This is a genomic window from Duganella paludis (genome assembly GCF_054461335.1).
Map to the genome: position 1 here is coordinate 369110 of NZ_CM136922.1, position 14595 is coordinate 383704.

A 14595-nucleotide genomic window follows, 5' to 3' on the forward strand; every position below is an offset into this window, starting at 1 on the left:
AGGAAACAACTATGCTGGAACTTGTCAGTGAACACGCTTGCTTCGGGGGCGTGCAGCGCTTCTATCGTCACGAATCGCGCGAAATCGGCTTGCCGATGCGCTTTTCAGTTTTCCTTCCGCCGCAAGCGGCGCAGGGTCCGCTGCCGGCGCTGTTCTATCTGGCCGGCCTGACCTGCACCGAAGAGACCTTCCCGATCAAGGCAGGCGCGCAGCGCGTGGCGGCGGAACTGGGCCTGGTGCTGATCGCGCCGGACACCAGCCCGCGCGGCGCCAATGTGCCAGGCGAAAGCGATAGCTGGGATTTCGGCGTCGGCGCCGGCTTCTATCTCGACGCCACCGAGCCGACGTGGGCCAAGCATTACCGCATGCACAGCTACATCCATGAACTGCGCGAACTGGTGACGCGCGAATTACCGGTCGATGCGCAGCGCATCGGCATCTTCGGCCATTCGATGGGCGGACACGGCGCGCTGACCATGGCGCTCAAGCGTCCCGACGTGTTCCGTTCGGTGTCGGCGTTTGCGCCGATTGCCGCACCATCGCAATGCCCGTGGGGTGTGAAGGCTTTCAGCGGCTACCTGGGCGACGACAAGGCGGCTTGGGCCGCGCATGACGCCAGCCAGCTGATGGCCGGCGCCCGCACGCCCTTCCCGGCCGGCATCCTGATCGACCAAGGCCTGGGCGACAAGTTCCTGAAAGAGCAGCTGTATCCGGAAGCCTTCGAAGCGGCCTGTGCAAGCGCGGCGCAGCCGCTGACCCTGCGCCGGCATGAAGGCTACGATCACGGCTACTACTTCATCGAGACGTTCGTGGAAGACCACCTGCGCTTCCACGCGCGCAATCTCGCTACAGCTTGATTTCCGTGCCCAGCTTCGTCAGGAACTGGGCGATCCAGGCCGGATGCGCAGGCCAGGCCGGCGCGGTGACGAAGATGCCGTCGGTCACCGCCTGATCGACAGCGATGTCGGCATACTTGCCGCCGGCCAGCTTGACTTCGGGCGAGCAAGCGGGATAGGCCGAGATGGTCTTGCCGCTGATGACTTCAGCTGCGGCCAGCAGCTGGGCGCCATGGCAGATGGCGGCGATCGGCTTGTTGGCAGCGGCGAACTGCTGGACCAGTTCGATCACGCGCGGTTTCAGGCGCAGGTATTCCGGGGCGCGGCCGCCGGCAATCATCAGGGCATCGTAGTTGCCGACATCGGCGTCGGCGAAGCTGGCGTTCAGGGTGAACAGGTGGCCTGGCTTTTCGGTGTAGGTCTGGTCGCCCTCAAAATCGTGGATGGCGGTCTTGATGGTGTCGCCGGCCTTCTTGTCGGGGCAAACGGCATGCACCGTATGGCCGACCGCCTGCAGCGCCTGGAACGGCACCATGGTCTCATAATCTTCCGCAAAATCGCCCGTCAAAAACAGTATCTTCTTCGCAGCCACGGTGGATCCTTTCCTGAAAGTTAAAAGGGCCGCAACATTGTCGTTCCGGCCCTTCGATACTACCCCGTTTGCACCATGTTTGCACTTCCTCACACGGTCCGGCACAATGCTCCAAAGAAGAAAAAGGCCGCAACGTCACCATTGCGGCCCTTCGATACTACGCAGCTGAAAACGCTCAGGCGGCGGTTGCGGCCTTGCCCAGCACGGCGCGAATGGTACCCGCCAGATCCTCGGCCGAGAACTTCGCTACATACGCATCCGCCCCCACACCCTTGACGTGATCCTCGTTGGTCTTGCCCGACAGCGAAGAGTGGATCACCACCGGAATCTTGCCGAAGCGCGGGTCCTGCTTGATCAGACGGGTCAGCGTAAAGCCATCCATCTCCGGCATTTCCAGATCGGTCAGCACCATCGCCACGCGATCGGTGATCGGCAGGCCTTCGGCCTTGGCGCCTTCGGCGATCGACTGCAAACGGTCCCAGGCTTCCTTGCCCGACTTGGTCATGATGAAGTGCACGCCCATCGCTTCCAGGCCTTTTTCGATCAGGTTGCGCGCCACCACCGAGTCGTCGGCGGCCAGCACGACCGAACCCGGCTTGAGCAGCACTTTCGGGCCGATGGTTTCCGGATCGATGTCGTCGCGCTCAGGCGGCACCAGCTCGCGCAGGATGGTTTCCACGTCCAGCACCTGGGCCAGACGCGTGTTCTGCACGTCGCCGTCAACGCGGGCGATACTGGTAACCTTGCCGCCGGCCGTGCCTTCGGCGGTCAGCACCTGGCTCCAGTCCAGGCGCACGATTTCATCCACAGATTCCACCGCGAACGCCTGCGTGGTACGCGCGAACTCGGTGACCAACATGATATTCAGACCGGTTTTTGGGGTCACACCGACAATGCCTGGCAAATCCAGCACCGTGATGATTTGTCCGCGCAGATTCACAACGCCGAGCATGTGTGGCGGGGATCCGGCCACAGCAGTCACTTCAGGCATCGCCACGATCTCGCGGATTTTGAAGACGTTAATGCCGAACAGCTCCGAGTGTTCGCCGTTGGCGTCGCCGCCCAGACGGAACAGGAGCAATTCGAACTTGTTGGAGTTGGTTAAGTTACTGCGCTCATCAACTTCCTGCTGAACAGATTTCATGGATATCGTCTCCTTCGGTGGTCCTAAGGCAGTATAACGTTTGCAAGAGGAAGATGTTGTGTTGGAGAACGATAAACAACAAAAAAAGGAAGCCCGTGGGCTTCCTTTTTACATGTACTTTAACGAAGTACGAATTCTGGAGCGGGAGAAGAGTCTCGAACTCTCGACCTCAACCTTGGCAAGGTTGCGCTCTACCAACTGAGCTACTCCCGCAGAAGGCAATATTATGACAGAAAGATTTTCCTTCCGCCAGTACCCTTGCCCAACTTTTTACCGTTCTTCCAATAGTGTAAGCTTAGCCTCGTTTGCCCACGGAGAAGAGCAGGAATGGATTCAATCGAAGTTGTGCTGATCATGCTGCTGGCGGTGGTGGCCAGCGCCTACATCCGCCGCGTGCTGCCGCGCTCCATCCCGCTACCGCTGGTGCAGATCGCCCTGGGCGCGCTGATCGCCGCCAAATCGAGCCACGGCGTCGACCTGGAGCCGGACCTGTTCTTCCTGGTGTTCCTGCCGCCACTGCTGTTCCTGGACGGCTGGCGCATTCCCAAAAGCGGCCTGCTGCGCGACAAGGGCACCATCCTCGAACTGGCTTTCGGTTTGGTAGTGTTCACCGTGGTCGGCGCCGGCTTCCTGATTCACTGGATGATCCCCGCCATGCCGCTGCCGGTGGCGTTCGCGCTGGCGGCCATCGTCTCGCCAACCGATCCGATCGCGGTCAGCTCGATCGCCTCCAGCACGCCCATTCCCAAACGCCTGATGCACATCCTGGAAGGCGAATCGCTGCTGAACGACGCCTCCGGCCTGGTGTGCTTCCGCTTCGCGGTGGCGGCGGCCATGACCGGCGCCTTCTCGCTCCAAACGGCCGCCCTCACCTTCGTCTGGCTGGTGGTGGCCGGCATCGCGGCCGGCGTCGGCCTGACGCTGCTCATCACCTGGGTGCAGCGCTGGCTGGTGCGCCACTTCGGCGAACCTGCCGGCTCGCCCATCCTGGTCAACCTGCTGATCCCCTTCGGCGCCTACCTGGTGGCCGAACGCCTGCACGCCTCCGGCATCCTGGCGGCGGTGGCGGCCGGCGTCACCATGAGCTATGTGGAACTGAGCGGTCACGCGCACGCCAACACCCGCATCCAGCGCTCGGCGGTCTGGGACACGGTGCAGTTCGCGCTCAACGGTGTGATGTTCGTGCTGCTAGGCGAACAGCTGCCCGACATCTTCCGCCTGGCCGGCGCCTCGCTGGAGGAAAGCGGCCATGTCAACCGCTGGTGGCTGGTGGCCTACGCCTTCGCCATCACCGGCGGCCTGCTGGTGCTGCGCATGGCATGGGTCTGGGCCTCGCTGCGGCTGACCGTCTTCAAGCAGACGGTGCGCCACCTGCCGCGCCACAAAATCAATCCGCGCCTGCTGCTGGCGACCACGCTGGCCGGCGCGCGCGGCACCATCACGCTGGCCGGCGTGCTGACGCTGCCGCTGGCGCTGCCGGACGGCTCGCCGTTCCCGGCGCGCGCGCTGACCATCTTCCTGGCCTGCTCGGTGATCCTGATCTCGCTGCTGGTGGCCAGCATCGCCCTGCCACGCCTGCTGGCCGGCGTCACCTTCCCTGCCGAGCCGGAAGAGCAGCAGGAAGAAGATCTGGCGCGGCGCGCGGCGGCCAACGCCGCCATCAGCGCCATCGAAAAAACGCAGATCGCGCTGATGGAATCGGACGCCTGCGTCGATCCGGAAGTCTATCCGCAGGCGGCGGCGCGCGTGATCGCCTTCTATGAGCACAAACTCAAGGAAGTCGATCCCGCCAGCGAGACGGCCTGGCGCAAGACCGACTCCGCCGAAAAGGAACTGCGCTTGGCGGCGCTGGAAGCCGAGCGCCGCACCGTGTGGGACCTGGCGCGGCACGACCACATCTCCGACGCGATCTCGCGCAAGCTGGTACGCGAGATTGACCTGATGGAAGCGCGCTACCGCTAAGCCCATGCAAAGAACCCGGACCATCATCGCCCTCGCCTGGATTCTGTTCTGGGTGCTCATGGTATCGACCTCGGTGCAGGAATACCTGCGCGGCCATGACCACGGCATCTGGAAGCCGATCCTGTGGGAGACCTCCTCCGCGCTGACCGGCACCTTGCTGCTGCTGGCGCAACGCCACTACACGCGCAGATACGATGCTTTGATTGCCACGCCGGTACGCTGGTTCCTGCGCCAACTGGCCTGGCTGCCGGTGTACTGGGTCGCCTTCGTGCCGATCGCCTTCGGCCTGCGCCACACCATCTATTCCTGGATGGGCGAAACCTACACGCATGAAGGCTGGGCCGAGGTCTATCTGTACGAAGACATCAAGATGACGGTGTTCTTCTGCATCTTCGTCACCATCACCTTCGGCGTGCTGTCCTTCCACGCCATGCTGGACGAAAAAGTGCGCGTGGAACGCGCCAACGCCTCGCTGCGCGAAGCGCAATTGCTGCGCCTGAGCCAGCAGATGCAACCGCACTTCCTGTTCAATGCCTTGAACACGATATCATCGCTGATGTACAGCGACGTGGCGCGCGCCGACGCCATGCTGGTCCAGCTATCCGACGTATTGCGCGCCACGCTGGACGTGGGCGAGCGCCACCTGGTGCCGCTGGAAACCGAACTGCGCATCCTGCGCGGCTACGCCGCCTTGATGGGCGAACGCTTCGCCGACCGCGTCACCATCGCCTGGGACATCGACGAATCGCTGCTCGCGTGCGAAGTCCCGGTCATGAGCATGCAGCCGCTATTGGAAAACATCTTCAAGCACACCGTCGAAAAGCGCCGCCAATCCACCGCCATCCACATCTCCGTCCAGCGCCAGCAGAACACCCTGCTGCTGCGCCTCGAAGACGACAGCGGCACGCTGTCCCCCAACGTCGGGGTCAGTTCCGACAATCGGACAAATGGCATCGGCGTGCGCAATCTGCGCGAGCGCCTGGCGGCGTTGTACGGCGAGCGCGCCGGCTTCGACCTGGTTCAATTGGAGCCCGCCGGCGTGCGGGCGGAGGTGCGGTTGCCATGCGCATCCTGATCGTCGACGACGAGCGGCCGGCGCGCGACAAGTTGCGCCGCATGCTCGAATCCGAACCGGGCATCAGCGCCATCGAAGAAGCGCGCGACGGCGTGGAGGCGCTGGAGCTGCTGCCCGCATTTGCGCCGGATGTACTGCTGTTGGATATCCAGATGCCGGAGATTACCGGTCTCGATGTCGCCGCCTCGCTGCCGTCGCCGGCGCCGCTGGTGGTCTTCGTCACCGCCTACGACGAATACGCCATCCGCGCCTTCGACGCCAACGCCATCGACTACCTGCTCAAGCCCTATGACCAGCCACGCCTGCAACGCGCGCTGCAGCGCGTGCGCCAACGCCTGGCCCTGCAACGCCAGCCGGAGCAAGCCGCCATGCCGGAGCTGCCGGCCGTGACGCAGCTGCTGGTCCCGGAGCGCAGCGGCACACGAGTGGTGAAAGTGGACCAGATCCAATGGATAGAAACGGCCGACAACTACGTCATCCTGCACACCGATGATGGCGAGCCGCTGATGCGGCAAACGCTGGCCGGCCTGCTGGACAAACTCGGCCCGCGCTTCATCCGCTGCCACCGCCGCGCCGCCGTGCAACTGAGCTGGATCGCCAGCATCGTCAATCTCGACAAGGGCGACGGCGAGCTGATACTCCACAACGGCGCACGCGTGCCGTGCAGCCGCCAATACCGCGCCGATGTCATGGCGCGGTTGTAGTCAGCAACCGGCTTACGCAGCGGCCCGGTGCTGCTTGCGACGCGCGGCCACGCCCAGCAAGCCCAGTCCCGCCAACAGCATCGCATAGGTCTCAGGCTCCGGCACCGGCGCCAGTTGCAGCGTGTCGATCGTCGCGTTGAACTTGAAGGTCTTGCCGGCGTTGTCGTTCCAGAAGATGAACAACATGCCGCTGTAGTTGTCCAGCGATAGCGACAATGGCAGCGAGTTGTCGGTAAGCGTGGCGCCCAGATGCCGGTCGCTCAACATCAGCCCGATGTCGTGTGTGCCGCCGGAGCCGTCATTCATGGCGGCGGTGACGTTCACCAGATCATACGGCTCGGGCGAGGTGCTCACCACGTTCGTGACATGCACCGCCGGCTCGTAGTACTCCTCCGTGACATTGTTATGAAACGCGTAGCCGGCACTACTGGACAGCGTCACGCCGACTTTGCTCACGCTGTAGTAGTCGGCGTAGCTGGTGCCGTCGCCATTGTCGCCCGAATAGGCAGCGACCAGCGTGGTGTCGAAGAAGAAGGAACCGGAGATGGTCGACGTCGCCGGCAGCAAAGCCAGGGCGCCGGCGGGCGCCGCGCTTTTGCAAGCCTCCGATTCACCCCAGCTGACGCCCATTTCGCCCCATGGCGCTCGACTCCTGCGCATGGCATGACTAATCTGTCATCAAACCAAAAGGAGCTTGCAATGACTAATCAACGCCTGTTTTTCCTCGACTGGATACGCATCCTCGCCTTCTTCGTGCTGATCCTGTACCACACCGGCATGTACTACGTGACCTGGGACTGGCACGTGAAAAGCCCCTACGCCAGCGACGCCATCGAACCACTGATGATCCTGTCCTCGCCGTGGCGTCTCGGCCTGCTGTTCATGATCTCCGGCGTCGCCACCGCCTTCATGCTGAAGAAGTTCCGGGTCGGCGCGCTGCTCAAGCAGCGCAGCTGGCGGCTGCTGGTGCCGCTGGTGTTCAGCATGTTCGTGATCGTGCCGCCGCAAGCGTACTTTGAAGTGGTGGAGAAAGTGGCCTATCAAGGCAGCTACACGGAATTCATGCACTTGTACGTCACCAGCTACCAAGGCTTCTGCCGAGGCACTGACTGCCTGCGCATGCCAACCTGGAATCACCTGTGGTTCGTGGCCTACCTGTGGGCTTACACCATGATCGGCGGCTTGATCGTGTGGCTGCTCGGCGCGCGCTTCGGCACCATCTCCAATGCGCTGGGCCGCCTGCTTACCGGCTGGAAGATCATCGTGCTGCCGGTGGCGATGCTGGCGGTAGCGCGCTTCGCGCTGGTCGACCGCTTCCCCACCACCCACGCCCTGATCGACGATTGGTACAGCCACGCCCAATACTTCTTCCTGTTCGCATTGGGCGCCTTGCTGGCTACGCAAAGCGCGCTGTGGGCACGGATCGAAGCGCTGCGCTTCGCCAGCCTTGGCCTGTGGCTCGCCAGCTGGGCGCTGATCGTCTGCTACTGGTCGATCCCTGAAGCACTGGCCAACACGCCTGAAGTCCTGCAATGGAAACCGCTGATGCGCACCATCTACTGCCTGTGCCAGTGGACGCCGATCCTGACCGTGTGCGGCTTCGGCCACCGTCATCTGAACTTCGACAGCGCCAAGCGCCGCTACCTGACCGAAGCCGTGTTCCCGGTCTACATCCTGCACCAGACGCTGATCGTCACCATGGCGCACTGGATGAAACCGATCAAGCTGGCGCCAACCATCGAAGGCGTGTTCCTGATCGTGCTGACCTTCGCCATCAGCTTCGGCGTGTTTGAAGTGGTGCGCCGCATCGCCGTGCTGCGCCCCCTGTTTGGATTGGGACCGCTTACTTCACAAACGTCAGCGTATGCTGCGCAGGTCCCGGCAGCAGCGACGACTCCCGGCCGGTAAGCCAGTCGGTGCGGCCATCGAGGAACCACGGCGACAGCGGATGGCCGCTCTGCCCGGCCGGCATGTTGAAGATGCCCTTGTCTTCATGGCCCGGCGATACGCTCAGTCGCTCGGACTGGCCGAACGTAGGACCGGCCACGCGCGGCATGTGCTGGTCGCCGGCCAGCATGTCCGGCGCCACCTTCAGGTACTTGCCCAGCACCGGAATCGCCGACGCCATCGGATGCGCACTGGCCGCCGTGTTGCGCTGGCCCCAGGTGGCGGCCGACAACGGCTGGCCATCCTTGGTCAAGTCCTTGATCACGCGATCCAGCGCCGCCACCTGCAAGGCCTGCCAGTCCGGATACTGCGACGGTAGCCAGGCCGCAGGCTGTTGATCCAGCAGACGCGCCAGCACCACCGGCCAGCGCGAGCTAACGGCGGCCATGCTGGCCTTGGGATCGACCTGCGCCAGCTGGGCGTTGGCGCTTTCGTAGAAGATCTCATACACCGCATACATGAAGCCGCGCGTGATGCGATAGCCGACCGAATCCACGCTGGCCTTGCCGGTCCAGCCATCCTTCAACAGCGTCAGCGCCTCGGTGCGCGCCGGATTGCCGGCCACCGCTTTCGCATCCAGCGCGGCGATGGCGCGCTCGCGCCACGCGGTCAGGAACACGGCGCGGTCATCAAGGCCGATAGCGTAGACCTTCTTCACATCCGTCTTCGGCCCCAGCGCCGCCAGGTTGTCGCGCACCTGATGCGTGCGCGCGCCGAGATCGAAGCCGCCATCACCCAGCAGTTCCGCGCCTGCCGCCGCCAACTGGCGGCTGTTGGCGGTGGCGAGATGGCCATCGGCCGGATTCATCACCTTCGGATACTCGGCCGGCGACAGCCAGCCTTGCCACATGCCGGCCGCATCGTCCACGCCCAGCGGATAAGTTGCCGCCACACCGGCAGGCGCACGGCGCGGCAGCGGGCCGGCGATGGTCCAGCCGATATTGCCCTTGTCGTCGCCGCCGACGAAGTTCTGCGCCGGGATGCCGGCGGTCGGCGCGATCGCCAGCGCCTGCTCCAGCGTGTCCGCCATTTCCAGCTTGCCCGCGTTGAAGTTGACGGCCACCGGCGCATGCGCGGTCCAGCGCAGCGCGTAGCTATGGCCCATGGCCTCGCGGATCGGACCGAGCGAGGTTTCACGCACGATGTACTTCGCCGCCGGCGCGCCCTTGATCAATATGGTTTCCTCATGCGCCACCGGCGTTTCCCAACCGGCTTGCGTGCGCACCTGGCCAGGCTTGGACGGATCGCTTTCCAGCGCGATGAAGTCCATGTAGTCGCCGTAGCTGTTGGTGAAGCCCCATGCCACGTGGCCATTGCTGCCCACCACCACGAACGGGGCGCCCGGCAGCGTGACGCCTACCATGCGGCGCTGGCCGCCCTTCCCGTCCGGGAACTGCAGCGCGGCGCGATACCACGTGGCCGGCAGCTGTATCCCGAGGTGCATGTCATCGGCGACGATGGCCGCGCCGGTGTCGCTGCGGCTGCCCGCGACGGCCCAGTTGTTGCTGCCCACGGTGTTGAGGAATTCGGCTGCCGCCACCTTGGCCGGCGCCGGCGCATCGCCGGCCTTTGGTTGGCCCCACCACGCGGGCGGCGCGGCGGGAATCACCACATCGGCGGCGGCGATGGTTTTCGCATCCAGCGGCGCATCCCAAGGCGTGGACTCGGGCGCCAGGAAGGCGCGCTGCTCTTCGGTGGCGTGCTCCTTGAACCAGCCGCGTGCCAGTTCGCGCGGTTCCTGGCTGCCCTGCAGGTCGAAGTACATGGCCCAGATCACCAGCATGGTGTCGGCCGGGGCCCAGGCGCGCGGCGCCAGGCCGACCAGCGCGTATTCAAACGGCTGCGCGCTCAAGCCCTTCAAGCCGTCGTTGACGCCGGCGACGTAGCGGTCCAGCAGCGCACGGTCGGCGGCCGGCATGGCCTTCACCGCCAACTCGGCGCGTGCGCGGAAGCGATGCAGGCGGTGCGATTTGTCGACCTGCAGCGCGCGCTCGCCGAACAACTCGGACAACTCGCCGGCCGCCACACGGCGCAGCAGATCCATCTGGAAGTAGCGCTCCTGCGCGTGCACGAAACCGGTGGCGTAGGCGACGTCGCCCCGGCTGCCACCGCTGATCAGCGGCACGCCGTGCGCATCGCGCGCCACGCTGGCCGTGGTCTCCAGCCCTGCGGCCTGGCGTGAACCTTCAAGCTGCGCCAGGCTGCCGCGCAAATACAGCCATGCGGTGGCCACCGCCAGCAGCAGCAACAGCACCGCCGCGATCAATACGCGCCTGGACCACACCAGCACCCGGTTTTTCTGCATACCATCCCCGTGATAAAAAATCGTCAATTGGGCATACTGCCAGAGAGAGGGGGCGCGGGCAACCAGCTACTTGCTGCGGGCGATAGATTAGAGTTAAAGATCCATTTCCCAGGTCTCGTTGACCATGTCCTTGCCGAAGGCATGCACCGGTTCTTCCGCCACCAGCACATAACCCTTGTTCTGATAGATGTGGCGCGCTTCCTTCTGCTGGTCGGTGGTCCACAGGCGCATCTTGCGATAGCCGGCGGCGCGCGCGAAACGGTGGCATTCATCCACCAGCCGCGAGCCCAGGCCGTAACCGCGCGCCTGCTCTTCCACCAGCAGCAGCCGCAGTTTGGCCACGCCCTCCTCGCCGCTGCGCGCCAGTGCGATGGAGCCGACCGGCTGGCCGGCCATCTCGGCGATCCAGCAACGCTCCAGCGCCGGATCGAAGTCGCGTTCGAAGTCGGCGCAGATCTGGCCGACCAGGGTTTCGAAGCTGCGGTCCCAGCCCTGCAGCGTTTCATACAGCTCGCCGTGGCGCCGCGTGATCCATTCCATATCGCCGGGACGGTGCGCGCGCAGCACGAAAGGCTGGGCGTACTTCATGCCGCTTTCGGCGTCGAGCAGTTCGCGGATGGTGCGCATCGCGTCGAGCATGCGCAGCTGGTTCGGTTCATCGAAGCGGGACAGCATGTCGCCCACTTCTTCGCGCGAGCGGCGGTCCAGCGGTTCGTAGACGGCGCGGCCATGCTCCGTCAGGTGCAGCAGCTTGGTGCGGCCGTCGGTTGCCGAGGCCACCTTGTCAACCAGGCCGGCGCTTTCGAACTTGGCGATGATGCGGCTCAGGTAACCGCGATCCAGCCCAAGGTCGCGGCACAGCGCCGCCGACGGCTGGTCGCCGTGGTGCGCCAGCTCGTACAGCACGCGCATCTCGGTGAGCGTGAAGTCGCTGTGCAGCAGCCCTTCGCGCAGCACGCCGATGTGGCGAGTGAAGAATCGATTGAACGAACGAACGGCGGCAACGCGTTCCTTGAAGACTGGGACAGGCATGGGCACTCCAATAATCGGCACACGGCGATTTTGCGACACATTGCTGACTGAGTCAACATTCTGTCGTCTGCAGGTGTGTTACAGTTGAAACAACACGACCATACGGCCGCCGCCGCCCATCGCCATGTTAGCTGCACCGATCCCCGATTACGACCAGGAGCGGCTCGCCGCCCTGCGCGAAATGCTCATCCTCGACACGCCGCCGGAGGAGCGCTTCGACAAAGTGGTGCAATTCGCCGCGCAGGAATTCGACGTGCCGATCGCGCTGATCTCGCTCATCGACGAGAACCGCCAATGGTTCAAGGCCCGTGTGGGACTGGACGCGTGCGAGACCGGGCGCGACATCTCCTTCTGCGGCCACGCCATTCTGCAATCCGACATCCTCGTCATCCCCGACTCGCGCGCCGACGAACGCTTTGCCGACAATCCGCTGGTGGTCGATGAACCGCACGTGATCTTCTATGCCGGCACACCGCTGCTCATGCCGTCCGGTCACGTCATCGGCACGCTATGCCTGATCGATCACCACCCGCGCGCTCTGGACGCCACCGAGCTGGCGATCCTCGCCTCGCTGCGCGACTTGCTGGTGGAAGAATTGACCAACCCTGCGGAGGCGCCTCATGAGTGAAGCACCGGCCAGAAAACTGAACATGCTATTGGTGGAGGAGCAAAACCTGCTGCGCCGGACCGTCTCGCTGACGGCGCGCTCGCTGGGCCTGGGCACCGTGCACGAAGCGGCTACCATGCAGGCGGCCGAACGCATGCTGCGCGAGCAGAAGTTTCACGGTGCGGTGATCTCGATCGATTGCGGCGCGAACGGCGATTGCCATTACAACCTGGCCTTGCTGGACAAGGTGCGCAACGGCCTCTCGGCCAGTCCGGCGACGATACCGATCGCGGTGATGGTGGACCAGGCCACGGCGGACCTGATGCGTGAACTGCGCGAGCGCCAGGTCAACCGCGTGATCCTCAAACCCTTCCGCGCAAAAATCCTGCTGGAAGCGTTCGAGGCTTTCGGCGGCCCTGAGCCCGCGCAGAAAAGCGGCTAGTAGATCTCGCGCGCCACTTCGCGCACGGACTTGAGCAGCAGCTCGGCGCCGGGCGACAGGATGTGGCCATCGACCTTGATGATGCCGAAGGCGTCCATCCGGCACGGCAGTTCGATCGGCAGGATATTCAGCACGCCCTGCGCTTCGTAGTACTGTGCCACCGCGATCGGCATGACGTTGAGCGCGTCGGTCTGCTGCAGCAGCGGTTTAATCAGCAGCACCGCCGTGGTGTCGACCACGTTGACCGGCACCTCCAGGCCCGCACGGCGGAACATCAGTTCACAGCGCGCGCGCAGGATGCTGCCTTGCGGCGGCAAGATCCACGGCTGACTGGAGATGTCGCGCAGTTGCAGGCTTTTCGCCTTCAGCAGCGGATGGCCAACCCGCACCACCGCGCACGCCGGCTCGTCGCCCAACTCCTCGTAGCTCAAGCCCGCAGCGCTCTCACGCTCCGGAATGCGGCCGATCATGAAATCGAGACGGCCGCGCTGCAACTGCTCCAGCAGCACGTTGGACTGCTCCATCTCCACGCCAATGCGCAGCTTGGGTGCGGCCTGCTTAGTGCGGGTGATCGCCTGCGGCAGCAGCGCGATCCCCGGCGTCATGATGGTGCCGATGTCCACCTGGCCGCTCAAGCCGGCCTTGATGGCGACGATATCCTCGTGTGCCAGCGACAAGCTGGTAAGCGCCATGCGGGCGTGACGAATCATCGTCTCGCCGTAGATGGTGGGCTCCATGCCGCGCGGCAGACGATCGAACAGCTGCACGCCCAGCATCTCCTCCAGGTCCTTCAGCTGCTTGGACGCGGCGGGCTGCGTCATGTGCAGCTCTTCGGAGGCACGGTGGATATTGCGTTGTTCGTCCAGCGCGATCAGCAGCAACAGCTGGCGCGTTTTCAGGCGCGCGCGCAGGAACCAGTTAGGGTTAGTTTCCATAGTTCGATGATATCATGTTCGATATTGAATGAAGAACAATATCGCGTTTATCGATATCACTTGCAAGCCGAACTAGGATTGGCCGCAGGGCCTTCCTTGGTCTGCTTGATGAACGGGATGGTGCCGTCGGCGTTGTACGCAAACTCCTCCACCGCCACCGAACGGCGGAACTCCGCGCCGCCCGGCAGTTTGGCGTTGTGGTAGAAGATGTAGTTCTTGCCGTTGAATTCCACGATGGCCTGGTGGATGGTTTTCACCTTGGCGTTCTTCGACATGATCACGCCCTGGAACTTCCACGGGCCGACCGGACTTGGGCCGGTCATGTACGCGGTCTCCTCGGGGAAGTCGCGCGAGTACGACAGATAGTAAGTGCCATTATGCTTGTGCATGTACGGCGCTTCGGTGAAGCGGTCCATGCCCACGGTGTGAATCGGGCCATCCAGTTCGGTCATGTTGGATTTCAGCTTGGCGTACTTCAGCACCGTGTTGCCCCAGTACAGATAGACCTGGCCATCGTCGTCCTGGAAGATGCCGGGATCGATATCGTCCCAGGCGATCGGCGCTTCCAGCGTCATGTTGTTGGTGATGAGCGCCGAGCCGCGCGCATCCACGAACGGGCCTTCCGGCTTGTCCGAAACAGCCACGCCGATGGCGCGGCCAGGAATGCTGGCGTGATCGACGGTGGCGTAGAAGTAGTATTTGCCATCGCGCTTGGTGATGTCGGCGGCCCATGCGTCCACCTTGCCGATCGCCCATTTGAAGGCGGACGGCTGGATCGGCGAACCACGGTCGGTCCAGTTCTTCATGTCACAGCTGCTGTACATACGCCATTCCTTCATGACGTAGTCCTTGTCGGTGGCCGACGCCTGGTCATGGCCGACATACAGGTAGACCATGCCGTTTTCAACGAAGGCCGCAGGGTCGGCGGTGAACAGCTTAGGCAGGATAGGGTTGGCCGCATGCGCGGCGCAAGCCAGCACGCTCGCCGCAGCGAACATCAAAGTTTTTTTCACG

13 protein-coding genes, 1 tRNA gene and 1 pseudogene are annotated in these 14595 nt (G+C 63.8%); 7 read left to right on the forward strand and 8 right to left on the reverse strand.

Annotated elements, in window-relative coordinates; all coding sequences use genetic code 11:
• Positions 1-11: 11 nt before the first annotated feature.
• Complete coding sequence (gene fghA, locus ACXZ1M_RS01670) at positions 12-857, forward strand: S-formylglutathione hydrolase (protein WP_459051503.1); 846 nt, start codon at positions 12-14, stop codon at positions 855-857.
• Here the strand turns inward: fghA and ACXZ1M_RS01675 are convergent.
• From ACXZ1M_RS01675 to ACXZ1M_RS01685, 3 genes are all read right to left on the reverse strand, one after another.
• The gene (locus tag ACXZ1M_RS01675) at positions 847-1428 is read right to left on the reverse strand and encodes a DJ-1/PfpI family protein (protein WP_459051504.1); all 582 of its coding nucleotides are present in this window, start codon (positions 1426-1428) and stop codon (positions 847-849) included. The two genes, fghA and ACXZ1M_RS01675, sit on opposite strands and share 11 nt — an antisense overlap.
• A gap of 175 nt (positions 1429-1603) precedes the next feature.
• Entirely contained in the window at positions 1604-2572 is a 969-nt protein-coding gene (locus ACXZ1M_RS01680) for a chemotaxis protein (RefSeq protein WP_459051505.1), read from the reverse strand.
• A gap of 137 nt (positions 2573-2709) precedes the next feature.
• Positions 2710-2785: transfer RNA gene (locus tag ACXZ1M_RS01685), tRNA-Gly, on the reverse strand.
• Positions 2786-2899: 114 nt separating this feature from the next.
• Between ACXZ1M_RS01685 and ACXZ1M_RS01690 the strand changes: the two genes are divergently transcribed.
• The 3 genes from ACXZ1M_RS01690 to ACXZ1M_RS01700 are packed head-to-tail and all read left to right on the forward strand — an operon-like array spanning position 2900 to position 6313.
• Positions 2900-4534, forward strand: a complete 1635-nt coding sequence (locus ACXZ1M_RS01690; protein WP_459051506.1) for a Na+/H+ antiporter — start codon at positions 2900-2902, stop codon at positions 4532-4534.
• A 4-nt stretch (positions 4535-4538) separates the two neighbouring features.
• Complete coding sequence (locus ACXZ1M_RS01695; RefSeq protein ID WP_459051507.1) at positions 4539-5609, forward strand: sensor histidine kinase; 1071 nt, start codon at positions 4539-4541, stop codon at positions 5607-5609.
• Positions 5597-6313 (forward strand): LytR/AlgR family response regulator transcription factor, encoded by a 717-nt coding sequence (locus tag ACXZ1M_RS01700; RefSeq protein WP_459051508.1) that lies wholly within the window; start codon positions 5597-5599, stop codon positions 6311-6313. The genes ACXZ1M_RS01695 and ACXZ1M_RS01700 overlap by 13 nt, the downstream gene beginning before the upstream one ends.
• Positions 6314-6325: 12 nt before the next feature.
• On the opposite strand, the pseudogene ACXZ1M_RS01705 reads toward ACXZ1M_RS01700, so the two are convergent.
• A pseudogene (locus ACXZ1M_RS01705) lies at positions 6326-6421 on the reverse strand (PEP-CTERM sorting domain-containing protein); the annotation flags it as partial.
• A 591-nt stretch (positions 6422-7012) separates the two neighbouring features.
• On the opposite strand from ACXZ1M_RS01705, the gene ACXZ1M_RS01710 reads away from it, so the two are divergent.
• On the forward strand, positions 7013-8221 hold the full coding sequence (locus tag ACXZ1M_RS01710; RefSeq protein ID WP_459051509.1) for an acyltransferase family protein: 1209 nt from the start codon (positions 7013-7015) through the stop codon (positions 8219-8221).
• Here ACXZ1M_RS01710 and ACXZ1M_RS01715 read toward each other — a convergent pair.
• Both ACXZ1M_RS01715 and ACXZ1M_RS01720 read right to left on the reverse strand, forming a co-directional pair.
• Positions 8157-10565, reverse strand: a complete 2409-nt coding sequence (locus tag ACXZ1M_RS01715) for a penicillin acylase family protein (RefSeq protein ID WP_459051511.1) — start codon at positions 10563-10565, stop codon at positions 8157-8159. The two genes, ACXZ1M_RS01710 and ACXZ1M_RS01715, sit on opposite strands and share 65 nt — an antisense overlap.
• Positions 10566-10658: 93 nt before the next feature.
• The gene (locus ACXZ1M_RS01720; protein ID WP_459051512.1) at positions 10659-11597 is read right to left on the reverse strand and encodes a bifunctional helix-turn-helix transcriptional regulator/GNAT family N-acetyltransferase; all 939 of its coding nucleotides are present in this window, start codon (positions 11595-11597) and stop codon (positions 10659-10661) included.
• A 124-nt stretch (positions 11598-11721) separates the two neighbouring features.
• Here ACXZ1M_RS01720 and ACXZ1M_RS01725 point away from each other — a divergent pair, with 124 nt between their 5' ends.
• Both ACXZ1M_RS01725 and ACXZ1M_RS01730 read left to right on the forward strand, forming a co-directional pair.
• Positions 11722-12225 carry a GAF domain-containing protein gene (locus ACXZ1M_RS01725; protein ID WP_459051513.1) on the forward strand — a complete coding sequence of 168 codons (504 nt, stop codon included), beginning with the start codon at positions 11722-11724 and terminating at the stop codon, positions 12223-12225.
• On the forward strand, positions 12218-12646 hold the full coding sequence (locus ACXZ1M_RS01730) for a response regulator (protein ID WP_459051514.1): 429 nt from the start codon (positions 12218-12220) through the stop codon (positions 12644-12646). The genes ACXZ1M_RS01725 and ACXZ1M_RS01730 overlap by 8 nt, the downstream gene beginning before the upstream one ends.
• Here the strand turns inward: ACXZ1M_RS01730 and ACXZ1M_RS01735 are convergent.
• Positions 12643-13581 carry a LysR family transcriptional regulator gene (locus ACXZ1M_RS01735; RefSeq protein ID WP_459051515.1) on the reverse strand — a complete coding sequence of 313 codons (939 nt, stop codon included), beginning with the start codon at positions 13579-13581 and terminating at the stop codon, positions 12643-12645. The two genes, ACXZ1M_RS01730 and ACXZ1M_RS01735, sit on opposite strands and share 4 nt — an antisense overlap.
• A gap of 56 nt (positions 13582-13637) precedes the next feature.
• Positions 13638-14579, reverse strand: coding sequence for a glycoside hydrolase family 43 protein (locus ACXZ1M_RS01740; RefSeq protein WP_459053957.1), 942 nt, complete (start codon positions 14577-14579; stop codon positions 13638-13640).
• Positions 14580-14595: the final 16 nt, after the last annotated feature.

Excerpts from the sequence above, each read along its gene's own strand:
- fghA (WP_459051503.1), top strand. The coding sequence starts at position 12 with ATGCTGGAACTTGTCAGTGAACACGCTTGCTTCGGGGGCGTGCAGCGC.
- ACXZ1M_RS01680 (WP_459051505.1), bottom strand. The coding sequence starts at position 2,572 with ATGAAATCTGTTCAGCAGGAAGTTGATGAGCGCAGTAACTTAACCAAC.
- ACXZ1M_RS01690 (WP_459051506.1), top strand. The coding sequence starts at position 2,900 with ATGGATTCAATCGAAGTTGTGCTGATCATGCTGCTGGCGGTGGTGGCC.
- ACXZ1M_RS01695 (WP_459051507.1), top strand. The coding sequence starts at position 4,539 with ATGCAAAGAACCCGGACCATCATCGCCCTCGCCTGGATTCTGTTCTGG.
- ACXZ1M_RS01700 (WP_459051508.1), top strand. The coding sequence starts at position 5,597 with ATGCGCATCCTGATCGTCGACGACGAGCGGCCGGCGCGCGACAAGTTG.
- ACXZ1M_RS01710 (WP_459051509.1), top strand. The coding sequence starts at position 7,013 with ATGACTAATCAACGCCTGTTTTTCCTCGACTGGATACGCATCCTCGCC.
- ACXZ1M_RS01715 (WP_459051511.1), bottom strand. The coding sequence starts at position 10,565 with ATGCAGAAAAACCGGGTGCTGGTGTGGTCCAGGCGCGTATTGATCGCG.
- ACXZ1M_RS01720 (WP_459051512.1), bottom strand. The coding sequence starts at position 11,597 with ATGCCTGTCCCAGTCTTCAAGGAACGCGTTGCCGCCGTTCGTTCGTTC.
- ACXZ1M_RS01725 (WP_459051513.1), top strand. The coding sequence starts at position 11,722 with ATGTTAGCTGCACCGATCCCCGATTACGACCAGGAGCGGCTCGCCGCC.
- ACXZ1M_RS01730 (WP_459051514.1), top strand. The coding sequence starts at position 12,218 with ATGAGTGAAGCACCGGCCAGAAAACTGAACATGCTATTGGTGGAGGAG.
- ACXZ1M_RS01735 (WP_459051515.1), bottom strand. The coding sequence starts at position 13,581 with ATGGAAACTAACCCTAACTGGTTCCTGCGCGCGCGCCTGAAAACGCGC.
- ACXZ1M_RS01740 (WP_459053957.1), bottom strand. The coding sequence starts at position 14,579 with ATGTTCGCTGCGGCGAGCGTGCTGGCTTGCGCCGCGCATGCGGCCAAC.